The sequence below is a fragment of the Cellvibrio sp. OA-2007 genome (assembly GCF_000953825.1).
In the GTDB taxonomy this organism is placed as follows: Bacteria; Pseudomonadota; Gammaproteobacteria; order Pseudomonadales; family Cellvibrionaceae; genus Cellvibrio.
Window position 1 is genome coordinate 198,567 of the sequence record NZ_BBUL01000092.1, and the last position, 15,290, is coordinate 213,856.

10 protein-coding genes are annotated in these 15,290 nt (G+C 48.7%); 8 read left to right on the forward strand and 2 right to left on the reverse strand.

Annotated features, from left to right (window positions below):
* Nucleotides 1-26: 26 nt before the first annotated feature.
* The 5 genes from AWU77_RS13590 (at nt 27) to AWU77_RS13610 (ending at nt 8,652) form a co-directional block, all read left to right on the forward strand.
* The gene (locus AWU77_RS13590; RefSeq protein WP_062064346.1) at nt 27-959 is read left to right on the forward strand and encodes an isochorismatase; all 933 of its coding nucleotides are present in this window, start codon (nt 27-29) and stop codon (nt 957-959) included.
* Nucleotides 959-5,650 carry a non-ribosomal peptide synthetase gene (locus AWU77_RS13595; RefSeq protein WP_062064348.1) on the forward strand — a complete coding sequence of 1,564 codons (4,692 nt, stop codon included), beginning with the start codon at nt 959-961 and terminating at the stop codon, nt 5,648-5,650. The genes AWU77_RS13590 and AWU77_RS13595 overlap by 1 nt, the downstream gene beginning before the upstream one ends.
* Nucleotides 5,647-6,471, forward strand: coding sequence for a siderophore-interacting protein (locus tag AWU77_RS13600; protein ID WP_062064350.1), 825 nt, complete (start codon nt 5,647-5,649; stop codon nt 6,469-6,471). The genes AWU77_RS13595 and AWU77_RS13600 overlap by 4 nt, the downstream gene beginning before the upstream one ends.
* 30 nt (nt 6,472-6,501) lie before the next feature.
* Nucleotides 6,502-7,293, forward strand: coding sequence for a 2,3-dihydro-2,3-dihydroxybenzoate dehydrogenase (gene dhbA / locus AWU77_RS13605; RefSeq protein ID WP_062064352.1), 792 nt, complete (start codon nt 6,502-6,504; stop codon nt 7,291-7,293).
* 84 nt (nt 7,294-7,377) lie between these two features.
* Nucleotides 7,378-8,652: an aminotransferase class III-fold pyridoxal phosphate-dependent enzyme gene (locus tag AWU77_RS13610; RefSeq protein WP_062064354.1), complete on the forward strand. Its 1,275-nt coding sequence runs from the start codon at nt 7,378-7,380 to the stop codon at nt 8,650-8,652.
* A gap of 81 nt (nt 8,653-8,733) precedes the next feature.
* On the opposite strand, the gene AWU77_RS13615 is transcribed toward AWU77_RS13610, so the two are convergent.
* Nucleotides 8,734-11,235, reverse strand: coding sequence for an esterase-like activity of phytase family protein (locus AWU77_RS13615; protein ID WP_062064356.1), 2,502 nt, complete (start codon nt 11,233-11,235; stop codon nt 8,734-8,736).
* 75 nt (nt 11,236-11,310) lie between these two features.
* The gene (locus tag AWU77_RS20515; RefSeq protein ID WP_193747538.1) at nt 11,311-11,469 is read right to left on the reverse strand and encodes a hypothetical protein; all 159 of its coding nucleotides are present in this window, start codon (nt 11,467-11,469) and stop codon (nt 11,311-11,313) included.
* On the opposite strand from AWU77_RS20515, the gene AWU77_RS13620 reads away from it, so the two are divergent.
* From AWU77_RS13620 to AWU77_RS13630, 3 genes are read left to right on the forward strand one after another with little or no spacing between them, the layout of a single operon-like run.
* On the forward strand, nt 11,459-13,081 hold the full coding sequence (locus AWU77_RS13620; RefSeq protein ID WP_062064359.1) for an NAD(P)/FAD-dependent oxidoreductase: 1,623 nt from the start codon (nt 11,459-11,461) through the stop codon (nt 13,079-13,081). The two genes, AWU77_RS20515 and AWU77_RS13620, sit on opposite strands and share 11 nt — an antisense overlap.
* Before the next feature lies 1 nt (nt 13,082).
* Nucleotides 13,083-13,811, forward strand: coding sequence for an RNA methyltransferase (locus AWU77_RS13625; RefSeq protein WP_062064361.1), 729 nt, complete (start codon nt 13,083-13,085; stop codon nt 13,809-13,811).
* Nucleotides 13,811-15,250 (forward strand): alpha/beta fold hydrolase, encoded by a 1,440-nt coding sequence (locus AWU77_RS13630; protein WP_062064363.1) that lies wholly within the window; start codon nt 13,811-13,813, stop codon nt 15,248-15,250. Before AWU77_RS13625 ends, AWU77_RS13630 begins: the two co-directional genes overlap by 1 nt.
* The last annotated feature ends 40 nt before the right edge of the window (nt 15,251-15,290 follow it).

The following is a 15,290-nucleotide window of genomic DNA, read 5'->3' on the forward strand; positions in this document are numbered from 1 at the left end:
CCTGAGCCCAATACCCGGAGCAAACCATGGCCATTCCCAAAATAGCCCCCTATTCACTGCAACAAGCTGCGCAATTACCTGTAAATAAAATCACGCTCAACAATGTCAGCTGGCCGATTGATCCCACACAGGCAGTTTTACTGGTACACGACATGCAAAATTATTTTGTCGATTTTTATCAGCGCGATGCAGAGCCAATGCGCAGCCTGCTGGGCAATATCCAGCAATTGATAGAGTCCTGTAAAGCAGCGGGAATTCCGGTGGTGTATACCGCACAACCCGGCAGTCAAACAGCGCAAGACCGCGCATTGCTCACCGATTTCTGGGGCACTGGTTTAACGGCAAACCCCGCACTCACTAGCATCACGCCCGAGCTGACACCCGCAGCGAATGACATTCAATACACCAAGTGGCGCTACAGCGCATTTAAACGCACACCGCTGCGTGAATTTATGCGCGAAGAAAAACGCGATCAATTAATTATTTGTGGTGTGTACGCACATATCGGCATTTTATCCACTGCGCTGGAAGCCTTTATGGAAGATATAAAACCAACGCTAGTGGCCGATGCAGTCGCCGATTTTTCACTAGCCAATCACCAGATGGCACTGAATTATATTGCGCAACGCTGTGGCTATATCACCTCGCTGGAAAATATTCTGCCCCAGCTCACCCCAGTTACAACAGGCTTAACCCGCGAGCGCATGCAAGCCGATATTGCACAGATATTAATGCTGACGCCGGATGAAATAGATCCCGATGAAAACTTGAGTTATCTGGGGCTGGATTCCATTCGCCTTATGTCGCTATTGGAGCAATGGCGCAGCATGGGCGCACAGATACAGTTTATCGACCTCGCCGAAAAAACCACCCTCAATGAGTGGTGGCAATTGACACAAGAAAAAAGCAACGCAGCAGTTAATGCTGGAGCGCAAACAGCACTGAAGGAAACTGCATAATGACGCGCGAATGGCAGCGGCCAGTTACCGATGCGCAACTGGGCATTTGGCTCGGGCAGCAAATGGATATTGCCAGCCCGCGCTACAACGCCGCTGAAGCGATTGAATTGCGCGGCGTGTTAAACACAAGCTGTTTTCAACAAGCGTTGAATGAAGTGGTAGCTAACAGTATCAGTTTGCAACTGAGATTTAAACAAACCGAAAACGGACCACAACAGACGTTTAATCAATTCAGTCACGTAGACAATATCGCACAGCTGGAACAACTGGATTTCAGTCAACATGGAGTAGATGGTCGCGATGAATCGGCCATGGATGCAGCGCAGGCCTGGATGCAGCAGGATTTAGCAGTGCCAGTAGACCTACAACAGGGGCCGTTATTTAAGCAGGCGTTGTTAAAGCTCGGAGAAAATCATCACCTGTGGTACCAGCGTATTCACCATATCGCCTGCGATGGTTTTGCCTTTGCGTTACTCACGCAACAGCTAGCGGAACGCTATTCGGAATTGCTCGCCAACAAAACGAGTCAATCTGCAATTAAGATTGAACAACAACTAAAATGTTTTGAATTAATCGCAGTAGAAAATAGTGCCTATCTGCAATCGCCCGCGCTTGCAAAAGATCGAGCTTATTGGCGCGATGCCCTTAACCGAAAAAATATCAAAGCCGATGAGATGCGCTCATCATTTGGCACTGCCAGTTTTTCTCGCGCTAGCGCAGCACCGGCTAATACACATTTACGCAATAGTAGTTATATCAGCGCCGAACAATTAGCCCAGCTGCAACGACTGACTGCGCCCTTAGGCCTAACCTGGTCAGATTTTCTCTTGGCATGCGTTGCACAATTGCTTTATCGCCAAACAGCAGCTGCAACCATAACGCTGGGCATTCCAGTGATGAACCGCATGGGCTCTGCCAGTTTGCGTATTCCCGCCATGGTAATGAACATTATTCCCCTGCCGATTAACCTGCAGGGAATAACCACAACTACAGCGCTGGCACAGGCCATTAGCCAGCAACTCAAAAAATCGCGCCCACACCAGCGCTATCGCTACGAACAACTTAAACACGATTTAGGCATTGGCAGCACACAAAAATTATTTGGCCCAGTAGTTAATATCATGCCCTTTGATCGCCCCTTGGGTTTTAGCGGATTACAAGCGCATGCACACAATCTATCCGCCGGGCCAGTGGAAGATATTTCGTTTGCGTTTGTATTGGAAAACAAATTAACTGCAAACAAGTGCGCACCAGAAAGTTGTCTGCGCTTTGATCTGGATGCAAATCCCAATCGCTACACTAAAACAAAGTTGAATCAGATCCAGCAAGAATTTCACGGGCTATTACACCAGATTCTGCAAAATCCAGATGCGCCACTCAGCGTAGATAAACAACAACTGTCCTGGCTGGAAGGGAAATGTCTCGCCGCCCCCACCCATTCGGTATTGCACAGTATTTATCAGCAAATGTGTGCGCAGCCAGCGGCAATTGCACTGCAGCAAGACGACGAAACATTAACCTATCAGCAACTCGCCGCACACAGCGCTAGCCTGGCAATTAGCATTGCCGATATGGGTGTTGTGCCCCGTTGTGTGATTGCCTTGATATTGCCGCGCAGTACCGAGGCTATTAGCGCAGCTCTTGCGTGTTGGCTGTTGGATTGCACCTTTGTATTTCTCGATCCGGAAGCGCCCCAAACACGCAACGCGCTGATCATTGCCAATGCGCAACCGGCGCTGGTAATCCTAGACAAAATAACGCCGGATTTCAGTGAACTGCTCACCCACACCGATAGCAAACTGGTCAGCCTGCCTTATTTGCGCAAAACCCAACAGCCGCTGGCAAGCGAACAGTTTCATCCTCTCTGGCAAAGAGCGACGCAAAAAAAATGCGCGCAGGCACATGCACCGGCTTATTTAATTTACACCTCGGGTTCAACCGGAACGCCCAAGGGTGTTGTCATAGGTCATCAGGCTTTGGCTGAATTTGTCGCCAGCAATCAGGATTCTTACCAGATCCAGCGGCAAGATCGGGTTCTGCAATTTGCGCCCTTGCATTTTGATGCCTGCATTGAAGAAATATTTGTCACCCTCAGCCAAGGCGCGCGCTTGGTATTGCGCAACAGCGCGATGCTGGAATCCATGCCGATTTTTTTACAACAATGTGCGCAATGGCAAATAACACTGCTGGATTTACCCACTGCGTTTTGGCATGAGTTGGCATTTGCCTGCAAACATTTAGCCCTCGCCCTACCCGAGCAGCTGCGCGCCATTATTATTGGCGGTGAAGCGGTTATGCCCGAACGTGTAGCCCAGTGGCACACCTGTTTTGGCGAAAGTGTTGCACTGTTTAATACCTATGGCCCCAGCGAAGCAACGGTGATCGCCACCTGTGTAAACCTATGCAGCGCAGAACAGCTTAACCAAAACTTGCCCATTACAATTGGCTCACCCTTGAGTGGCCGCGCACTCGCAGTGGTAGATGAAAACTTACAGCTACTACCTAAAGGTGAAGAGGGCGAACTACTATTAACTGGTCTGCCTGCGAGCGCAACGGAAAATGAACTCACCGGCGGTTTAGCCGATGGCTATTTGCATTTGCCCGAAAAAAACGTGTCCGCTTTTATTCAACTGGCGTTGCCCTGGCAAGAAAAAACATTACGCGCCTACCGCACCGGTGACCGGGTAAAAATTAATGCGTGCAATCAGGTTGAATTTATTGGCCGCTTGGACGATCAAATAAAAATCAGCGGTTACCGTATTGATCCGCTGGAAATTGAAGCCGCGTTAATAAAATTGAACGGCGTGCGCGAGGCTGCTGTAGTGGCAATTGCCAAAGGGCACCAAGAAAAAACGCTGGTCGCGCATGTGGTGAGCGATCATTTGGTAAGTAATTGTTCAGAAGGTGATTGTTTGGAAGGTGATTGCACGGCAAGCAATAAGCATGCAGACAAGATCAAACAATTGCGCAGCCAACTAAAACACCTGTTACCTGCCCCGATGCTGCCCAGCGCTGTTATCTACCATCAACAGCTAGCTAAAAATGCATCCGGCAAAATCAATCGCGCAGCGCTGCAAGAACAATCCATCGCGCTACTGAATGCCGGGTCAAATCAAACTGAAGCACTCACTGCGCAGGTATTTACTACCCAGCAAAACATTATTCGCACTATCTGGCAGGAGGTACTGGGGCAACACAATATTCAGTTGGATGACGACTTTTTTGCCTTGGGTGGACAATCCCTGCAATGTATCCAGGTAGCGAATCGTTTGAGTGCAAAATTGCAGCGCGATATCCCAGTGGCTTGGTTGTTTCAACATCCCAGTATTCAGGCGCTCGATGTTTTATTAAATGAGTCGACAAACACTTACGATGCTGATGCGCTATCAAACCAAAGCCATCAACTTATGGCGCAAGATTGCGCTGATTTTTCCCGCAATTTACCCGCTGCAAATCAACACGCCACCAATCCACCTTTGCGCAAACTTGCCAGCACCAGCCGCTGCATACTCTTGACCGGTGCAACGGGTTTTGTAGGCGCGCAGTTGCTGGCGCAACTGGTGAAAACCGGCAACAAAATTATTTGTTTAGTGCGCGCAGCAGACCAAACCAGTGCCCGCCGCCGCTTGCTAGAAGCGTGCAAAATCCAACTATTACACCAACAGGTGCTCAATGAACAGGGTGACGAACTCGCTGACAACATTCATCTTCAAATAGTTGATTTGGAACAGCCACGTTTAGGTTTAACAGAAACGGATTTTTTACGGCTGGGCAATGAGGTAGATGTCATTATTCATAACGCAGCCAACACCAGTGTTATGCGCGACTACCAATCCCTGCGCGCAGCCAATGCCCTGTGTACCCGTGAGTTAATCCAACTCGCCAGCATTAAACAAATCCCGTTTCATTTAATTTCCACTGTCGCTCTGGCGAATCAAGACCCCATCAGCACCCGCCCACAACTGCCAGAAGATTTTGTCCCGCAACATCCTTTGTTGCGCGATGGCTATCAGCAAAGCAAATGGGTGGCCGAACAAATAGCCGCTATAGCGCGCGAAAAAGGTTATGCGATTAATGTGTATCGCCTGGCGCGAGTGACTGGCGCGCAGGATTCAGCCTATGTCAGTCAAAAAGATTTGGTGTGGAGTATTTTGCAAGCAGGTTTACCGCTTGGCATCTTGCCGGAGTTGGGGTTTGAAGAACCCTGGACACCGGTAGACACACTCGCACAATTTATTGTGCAGCACAGTTTGCAACACCCCAACACTGGCGTACTGAATTTGGCTCCGGCTAACAATGTGGCAATTCGCCAAGTCTATCAATGGTTGGCACAAGCCGGACAAGCGTTTGCAGTTATTCCGCTCGCCCACTGGTGTGCAGAAATAAAAAAAATCGGTCATGCGCAACACCAACCTATCGCCGAATTTTTTTTGCAAAACCTGGCTACCCAAGACACAGGGGATCAGCAAGGCCTGCCACTCACACCTTATATCCATCACCAAAAATTTGATCAGGCTGCGGCCGAATTAAATTTGCAGCTACCGGTTATCAATCAAGCCTTGTTTAATCGTTACTTTACCTATGCTGCAGCGCGCGGCTGGTTTGCCGCGACAAAACCCTTAGCAATATTTGAACAATCTCCTGCGCTTAACACACAGGCGAGACCTACCACAAAGGAGCAAGTGCTATGAGTGAAAAACCTGCACGCACCCCGCCACGGTTGTTACAAGTTGTACGCAGCCAACCTATTGCACCGCATTTACAGCGCATTACCTTGGGTGGCGAAAACCTGCGCGGTTTTCCCCTGCAGAGTCAGGGCGCCCACATCAAAATTTTTTTACCGCGCGCGCATCAACAACAACCGCAGCTGCCGCAATTAACTGCACAGGGAATTCAGTGGCCGCCAGCGGCAGAGCGCCCCATTACCCGCACCTATTCCGTGCGCGCCTATCGCCCGGACAGCAACGAGTTGGATGTCGAATTTGTGCTGCATGGTGAAGGAGAGGAATCTGGCCCCGCCGCACACTGGGCCGCTAATGCACAAGTGGGTGATTACCTGGGCATCGCTGGTCCCGGCGGACCCGATCCGCTATTGGCCGCTGCGGATTGGCATTTATTAGCGGGCGATATGACTGCCCTGCCCGCCATCGCCGCACTCCTGGAAACACTGCCAGCCAATGCACGAGGCTGTGTTTTTATTGAAACGGATCTTGCGGCTAATGAATTGAAATTAATTCATCCGGCCAATATGCATATTCAATGGTTAGTGCGCGAACCACAGCGCGAGCGATTAGTAGAGGCAATTAAACAGGTCGCACCGCCGCGTGGTGTGAGTTCAATCTCGGCATTTATTGCCGGAGAAAATCTTGCGGTAGTTTCCATTCGCGATTACTTGCGCGCGAGCTATGGCTTAACCAAAAAAAATCTTTACGCCATTCCCTACTGGCGCCGCGGGCAAGATGAAGAAACCTATCATCAGGAGCGCCACCGAATTATGGATGAAGTCTATTAACCCCATTAAGGCGCGCCCAAGGAAAACTTCGTGAATTATTTTGCAGAATTTGATAACAAAATTGTACTGGTCACTGGTGCAGCGCAAGGCATTGGCAAGGCGGTAGTGGACGCAATATTACCGCTGGGCGCGCGAGTGGTTGCTGCCGATATTCAATTTACCGGCAATCTGCTATCGGCGAAAAACTCACCCGAAAAAGTGGTAGAGAGTTATTTTCCCGTACATTTGGATGTTACCAATGTCAATGCGGTTAACGAATTGGTTGCGCAAATAGAGCAGCAACTCGGCGCGATTGATTACCTAGCCAGTATTGCCGGTGTTTTGCAAATGAATTCCCTGTTGGAAACCAGCGACCAACAATGGCAACAGTGTTTTGCCGTAAACACCACCGGCGCATTTAATTTGTGTCGCGCCGTTGCAAGGAATATGCAGATGCGCCAGCGCGGTGCCATAGTCGCGGTGAGTTCCAATGCGGCCAGTACACCGCGCGCCAATATGGGAGCTTACGCGGCCTCCAAAGCGGCTTTATCGCAAATGATTAAATGTTTAGGCCTGGAATTAGCGCAGCACAATATTCGCTGCAATCTAGTTTCACCCGGTTCCACCGATACGCAAATGCAACGCCAATTATGGCGCGACGAAACCGGCGCAGCACAGGTGATTAAAGGCTCGCTGGAAAATTATCGCTTAGGCATTCCCCTGCAAAAAATCGCCACGCCCCAAACCATAGCGCACAGCATTTTATTTTTACTCTCCGATCAAGCAGCTCATATCACCTTGGAAAATATTTTGGTGGATGGTGGTGCGACCCTAGGTTTGTAGCACGCGCGTTTACCCGGAAGTAATTGATAGCAGCAGTTGATTAACAAACTCTATTTTTATCGATAATTTTTAACGAGGCTTATCATGGCAAAAGAACTCCCTATTATTAACACAACATTAAATCTCGAAAAATCCTTTGCGCTCTCCGCCAAAAGCCAACAACTGGTGGCCGGTTTTACCCAGTCAATGATGAAAAAACCCGAGCAATTTGCCCCTGGCCACTTCCCGGTTTATATCGAACAGGGTGAAGGTGCATTGGTTACCGATATCGACGGTAACCAATATATCGATTTTATTTGCGGCCTGGCGGCCAACACCTTGGGGCACAATCACCCGGTGGTGGTGAAAGCAATTACGGAAAATTTGACCAAAGGATTAATTCACTCACTGCCAACGCCAGTAGAAGTCCGCACCGCAGAAACCCTGTCACAAATGATTCCCGGCGCGGAGATGGTCCGCTTTTTTAAAACCGGTGCAGATGCCAACTCCGCGGCCGTGCGTCTCGCGCGTTTTATTACCGGTAAAGAGCAGATCGTCACCGTGGGTTACAACGGCTGGCACGACCAATATCAATTTGATACACCCGGTGTGCCCAAATCCATTCAACAACTTACCCATCGTATGCCGTTATTTACGCCGGCAGATGAACACCCCATTCTGGATTTAATTGCATCGCACAACACTGTATTAGCAGCAGTAGTTTTATCGGTACCTTACAACCGCACCTTAACTGCGGAATTTATGGAAAAAATTCGCACCGCTTGCACAGCTAATAATGTGTTGCTGGTAATGGATGAAGTGGTAACCGGCTTTCGTTTGGCATTGGGCGGTGCACAGGAATTTTTTGGCGTAGCGGCCGATCTGGTTTCGCTCTCTAAAGGCATTGCTGCGGGCATGCCGTTATCGGCTGTGGCTGGGCCAACCAAATACATGGCGGAAATGGAAAAGCTGCAAGTATCCACCACCTTTGGCGGTGAAATGCTATCGCTGGAAGTGTGCGATGCAGTATTAAAAGAATACCAACGTAGCGATTACATTGAAAAAATTGCCGCACTGGGGCTGCGCTTAAAAAATGGCGTAAACCAAATCTCCGCCAATCTGGGCACGCCTTTACAAGTGGTAGGCTATGATCCAATCCCCATGTTTTTGTTTGCCAACAATCTGCAGGAGCACGCCAAAATTGCCGAAAAATTTCTCGCACAAATGGCCAAGCGCGGTGTGCTGTTGCGTCGCGAGGTCAATTTTATTTGCGCGGTTCACACCGAAGCACAAATTGATTTCACCATCAATGCGGTAAAAGAGTCATTGCTCGCCATGCAAACGGATGGCGTATTTACATCATTAGCAACCCCGGCATAACCGGTGTAATTAGCCATGGCGTGTAATTAATATAAAAAAAGGGAGCCGAAGCTCCCTCAAGTCACTGAGAAATTATTTTAATTAAAACAATTTACCCAAGTTAATCAATTGGGTTTCACCGCTGTGATCATTAACGCCGTCGTTATCGGTCACTATGTACACATCGCCATTAGCCATTAGCGCGGTGCCTTCTACTTTTTCGAGCAGAGTTCCGGTCGTCGCTCCTAATATGGGTTTGATATCTTTAATCAGGGTTTTAGTGAGTGTTTGACCTTCAGTCACTGCTTGCAGATTTATTTTGTACAAGCGTTTAATGGCTGCATCCGGGCCGCCACGGTTGTCGCGTTCAAGCACCATAAACTCGCCGTTGCCAATGGCAGTAATCTCCGACAGGCCTACCCAACCACCGGCGTATTGCGAGCTATAAGCATCCAACGGATAGTAGGCAAATTTCCAGGTTTTGCTGGCGAGATCATAAATACCAATACGCGGATTGGCTTCACCTTTCCACGCGCGCTGGAAGGCAACGTACAAACTGTTGTTGTACTCGGCAATCCCTTCAAAGCCGTTGTTGGTTTGCAATTCATTCACGGCAGGCGGTAAATCAATCACTTGTTCAATTACGCCAAACGCACTGACTTTAAAAATCAGGTTGCTGGATTTTGCATCAGCCGCTGCACCTGAGCCTTCAGACGCAACCCAGAAACCACCATCAGCAGCTTTGGCCAAACCTTCAGGGTCGATATTGACCGATTTGTCAGCATTAATCATCGCCGCTAATTCAGCGCTGGAGAAACTGGCCAAATGCGCATCCACACCGGAATTGGCAAACACATTATTGCTATCCATAATTTTGGTTTCGCCCACAATCACCGCGGGTGTTGTACTGACATCCAACGTGAAGATACGGTTCTGGCCATAAAAACTATCCTCGACGGAATACAGCGTGGTCGGGCTGTAGGGATCTGCCGACAAAGCTGATAATGCACCCCAAGGAATTGGGCTGCCGTTAACACGATTAGCGGATTGTACTTTTGGATATTGCGGCGCTTGCAAGTTGTAGGAATAAATATTTAAACCAGCGCGAATGGCGACAGAGCGCGTATCGTTTTCTGAGGCCACTACCAACAAGTTGCGCGAGGGAATTGCCAAGCCACCTTCCGGTGCGGCACTGGCTGGCAATATTTGTTTTAAAACAGGCATTTTAGGGTCGGCCAAGTCATATACAAAGACCAAACTCGAGCGTTCGGAATTGACAAATAAATAACGATTATTGCCAAACACGCCCATTTCGATATTTTCGGGTTCATTGCCTTTGGCATCGGAGCGGCGATCTTGGTAATGCCCCAAACGAATTGCCCAATCATCTAACTCGGTGCCTGAATCCCACACCACTTCACCCATTTTATTAAACACGGTAAAGCCGCGGGTGCCGCCATTTAAATCCCCTTCATTTGCGGTGGCAAAATAATCATTATTAATCCAACTCACACCGTCTGGTTCACGCAAGCGCGCGCTTTGCACTTCATCGGGTTTAATCACTGCGGGGCGATTATCGGTGAGATCGACATTCACCAAATCCACACTGCCCGCACTGAAATGGCGTACGATTGCGCCAGTAACCATATTCACTAATACGATGTGATTATTTTCTTGCAGCGTAACCACGGCGATGTTGTCGGAATTAATGTCCACATATTCCGGCTCTGGGTCAGCAGAATAGAGTGTGGCGATGCCTGTGATATCCACATTGCGGGTAGTCCACGCGCTCGGTGTTGTCGCGCTCATATCGACAATGACCAATTTACCGGCTGGCAATTGTGGCGGTACACCGTCGCCAAGACTTTCATCGCGCTCATTTTCAATCGCTACCAGCGCATATTTTCCATCCGGACTTGCCGCAATAGAATCGGGTTGGCCGCCAAGATCAATACTGTGTACCAGTGTTTTTGTGGCGATATTAACCACCGCCAATTTGCCCGATACATTCACATAATTAGCAGAGGTATTTACCGCAACCAATGCATTAGCACCTTTAACAGCAACTGATGTAGGCTCGCCGCCCATGGCCAAAACGCCAATCGCTTTAGGCATTTTCGGGTTAGCAATATCGACGAAACCAATTTGTTTTTTAGGGCTATCGGTATACACCAATGTCATGCCATCGGTACTGGCAGCAACAATTTCCGCCACGGTTTCTTCATCCGTGTTACAGGTAGCATTAATTTGCATACACGCATGTAAGGTAGCGATGCGATTAAAATTCATCGCTGTATTGACGGTATTTTTATCGCATTGATACGTGGTTTGCGTGACTTCAGACGTTTGTAGACTATTGTCACTATTTGAATCCAAGCCTGTTTCAATTTTCACGCCGCCGTTAAAACACTGCATGTCACCTGCGGCTAAAACTGTTTGGTTAATCAGGCTTTTTAAACCATTAGCGCCATCTGCCCCCTTGCTGCCATTTGCACCGTTGGTTCCATTGGTGCCATTTTTACCATCATCGCCACCACAACCGGTCATTAAAATAGGCAGCGATGCAACTACCAGTAAGGAGAGTAATTTTTGCGGAAAATTCATGGGCTGTTCCTTAAAAAGGTTGATTAAGAAGACAATGAGTCCGCAAGCATGGGAATGTTTTATGACCCAGGCGTGTCAGTTAGATGAAGCTTTAATGACAAAAAGCCAGGGAATTTCACCATGAACGCCTCTGAATTCATGGCCTGCGCCCACAAACCAGCGTAAAATGCCCGCCACGCAACGATCCACCACCTTTGCCGGAGTCACCGGCCAGGAACCTCTTATGATTCGCATTACCGAACTCCAACTGCCGTTGGATCACCCAGCTGAAGCCCTTCGCATTGCCATCGTTAAACGGTTAAAAATCAGCGACGCCGATTTGCTCGATTTCACCGTATTTAAACGCAGTTACGATGCGCGCAAAAAAAACAGCGAGATCATGTTTGTTTACATCATCGATTTACAGGTGAATAACGAAGCAAAAATTCTTGCCCGTTTTGCCGATGATAAAAATATTCGCCCCGCGCCCGATACTAATTACTATCCCGTTGCGGAAGCACCGGCAAATTTAAACGAGCGCCCGTTAGTTATTGGTTTTGGCCCTTGCGGTCTATTTGCTGCGCTCACACTCGCGCAAATGGGTTTTAAACCGATTGTGTTGGAGCGCGGTAAAGATGTGCGTAAACGCACCAAAGACACCTGGGCACTCTGGCGCAACAAAGTATTAACACCGGAATCCAACGTGCAGTTTGGTGAAGGTGGTGCGGGTTTATTTTCCGATGGAAAACTCTACAGCCAAATTAAAGATCCAAAATTTTATGGCCGTAAAGTGATGCACGAATTTGTGCGCGCCGGTGCACCAGAAGAAATTATGTACGTGAGCAAACCGCACATAGGCACCTTCCGCTTAACCGGTGTAGTGGCCGCGATGCGTGAAGAAATTAAAAGCCTCGGCGGTGAAGTGCGGATTGAAAGTAAAGTCACTGATTTTATTATCGAGCATGGCCGCATCGAAGGTGTCACACTTGCCGATGGTGAAACTCTACGCAGCCGCTATGTGGTGCTTGCACTCGGCCACAGCTCGCGCGATACCTTTCGCAAATTGCATGAGCGCGGTGTGTATGTTGAAGCAAAACCGTTTGCAGTGGGCTTTCGCATCGAACATCCGCAATCGCTGATCGACAACGCTCGTCTGGGCAAATACGCAGGCCATCCAGAACTCGGCGCGGCAGATTACAAAGTCGTTTATCACGCAAAAAATGGTCGCGCGGTTTACAGCTTTTGTATGTGCCCCGGCGGAACTGTTGTTGCAGCCACATCGGAACCTAACCGTGTTGTTACCAATGGCATGAGCCAATATTCGCGCAATGAGCGCAATGCCAATGCAGGCATTGTAGTGGGCATTAACCCGGAACAAGATTTTCCCGGCGGCCCGCTCGCAGGTGTTGAACTGCAAGAAAAATTGGAATCCCATGCGTTTGAATTGGGCGGCAAAGATTACTGCGCACCCGGCCAGCTGGTAGGCGATTTTATTCGCGGTAAAGCCTCCACTCAATTCGGCGAAGTAGAACCCTCTTATAAACCCGGCGTATTACTGGGCGATTTAGCATCGTCCCTGCCGGATTACGTGATTGAAGCGATTCGCGAAGCACTGCCGGAATTCGGCAAACAAATTCGCGGCTTTGACCGCAAAGATGCCATCCTCACCGGAATCGAAACACGCACTTCATCACCGGTGCGCATTACCCGCGAGCATGAATCTTTGCAGAGTTTAAATACTCGCGGGCTTTACCCTGCTGGTGAAGGCGCAGGTTATGCGGGAGGAATTCTCTCTGCCGGTGTCGATGGCATTAAAGTCGCAGAAGCCGTCGCCAAAGCCATGCTCGCTGATTTACAAGGTCACTAAGATGCAATTAAAAATCGACGAGCTAAAAAAACTCCACCAAAAAAAATACCGCAGTGAATTCGGTTATTTTTTGGTAGAAGGCGAGCACCTGATTCTGGAATTGGAAAAAGCTGCCGAACAAAATGCGGCGCTGCAAAACTGCGAACTGTTTGTCACTGAAAATTACCAGAACTTTGCCAGCCGGTTTAAAAAAAATCTGATCAGCGAAAAAAATATGGCGCAGCTGTCAGACACCAAAACTCCGCAGGGAATTATTGCGGTAGCGCCACTCTTATCGCCGACAAAGACTAGCAGCCAAAACGAGCGCGCTATTTATTTGCATGAAGTACAAGACCCAGGCAATTTAGGCACCATCCTGCGCAGCCTGGCCTGGTTTGGCAATTTCCGCTGCCTGCTCAGCCCCGGCTCAGTCGACCCCTTCAACCCTAAAGTTGTTCGCTCCAGTATGGGCTCTATCTTTCACGTGCCGCTTGAGTTGGATGTTCCACTTGAATCGATTGCATCGCGCTTTAAATCTATCGCTACCTTGGATATGAATGGAAAAACACTGAGCGATAGCAGCTTCAAGCAACACGACTGTTATGTATTTGGCAACGAAGCGCGCGGCGTACCACGTGAAAATTTGCAAACCATGAACGCACAACCTTTTACTATTTCCGGTTGCGGCGCAATTGAATCGCTGAATTTGGCAGCGGCGGTGAATATGTGTGTGTATGAGTTGATGCGCTAATGAAATTTTATGCTTTTATCTTATTAACCCTGCTGTGCGCTCAAACGGCACAGGCAAACTGGCTTGATAAAGTCGGCACTATTATTGATACCGCTTTTGCGTCCAACCCAACAGAAACTAAAGCTGAGTTAATTGCCACCAGTGCCGCTGAACATAAATTACCGACTCACTGGCGCAGCTATTGGTTAAATGAACCCGAGTTTGGCGCACGTATTTTTTTAGCTGACACAGGAAAAATATCCGCACCGGTACTGTTATTAGTTCACGGATTAGGGCAAAACGGCCTGCGCGATTGGTTACCTATAGTGCCCGAACTAGAAAAACACTATCGCGTAATCATGATCGACCTACCTGGCTTTGCCAATTCACCTAGCCCCAAAGCAAAATTATCGCCCACCCATTACGCCAACTTATTGCATTTTGTTAAACCCTATTTCAGCCACAAGCCCATTACTGTTATCGGCCACTCAATGGGTGGCGCAGTCACACTGCGTTATGCGCAGCGCTTTCCTGAAGACATTAATCAAATTGCGCTTATCGATGCCGCAGGAATTTTACAGCGCACCGCTTTTGTAAAACACAGTGCTACAGATCGCATACCGGTAAACCCTGAAGCTGTACCCAATGCCCTCTTGTCCTACGCAATTGGCCTGCAAGATTTCAGCAACAATCTGATTGAAAAAATGCTCCGGCTGCCAGACCCAACTTCCGTACTAGGCAAAAGTGAACTGGCATGGGGCACAACGCTACAAGGCTATCCCAATATCAACGCAGCACTAAGTTTGGCGGAAGAAAGTTTTGCTTCTGCCATATTTGAACAAACCAAACCGGTGTTTATTTTATGGGGCAGTAAAGATTTAGTCGCGCCGCCCCGCACCGGGCAACTACTTGCCGCTAACCTAACCAGCAGCAACTTAACTATTATTGAAAACGCGGGTCATGTGCCTATGGCAAGCCATCCGCAAGAAGTGTCGCGCTGGTTACTGGCGAATTTAAACACACTACCTAATTCCATCCTGAAACCCGCCCCCCAAAATACAAGCACAAAACAAAATTACACTTGCGATCATTCAACCGGCGACACACTACGCGGACTCTACGCCCGCATCACACTAACAGACTGTACCGGTGTGCTTTTGGATGGCGTTGTGGCCGATGAATTAATCGTCAACGACTCGGTTATTGAAGTGCAACACTCACATTTTATGGCGGAGCAAATATCGCTGACGATTAACAAATCGGTGGTAATGATGACGGGAGGTACAATTAACGGCTTGGTAAAACTTAATCAGGCACGCATTGATTTTGCAGGTGTCAATCTAAGCAATTCAACGCCATTCACTATAAGCGCCAAATCGCGCTTGGTGCTCTCCGTTAGCCGCGCCAGTAATAACCGCTATTTACATAGCGATCTACAATTGGAAAACACCGCCTACTAAGATCTGGCGCCGCTATAGAACACGGCGCCAGTTATATGAC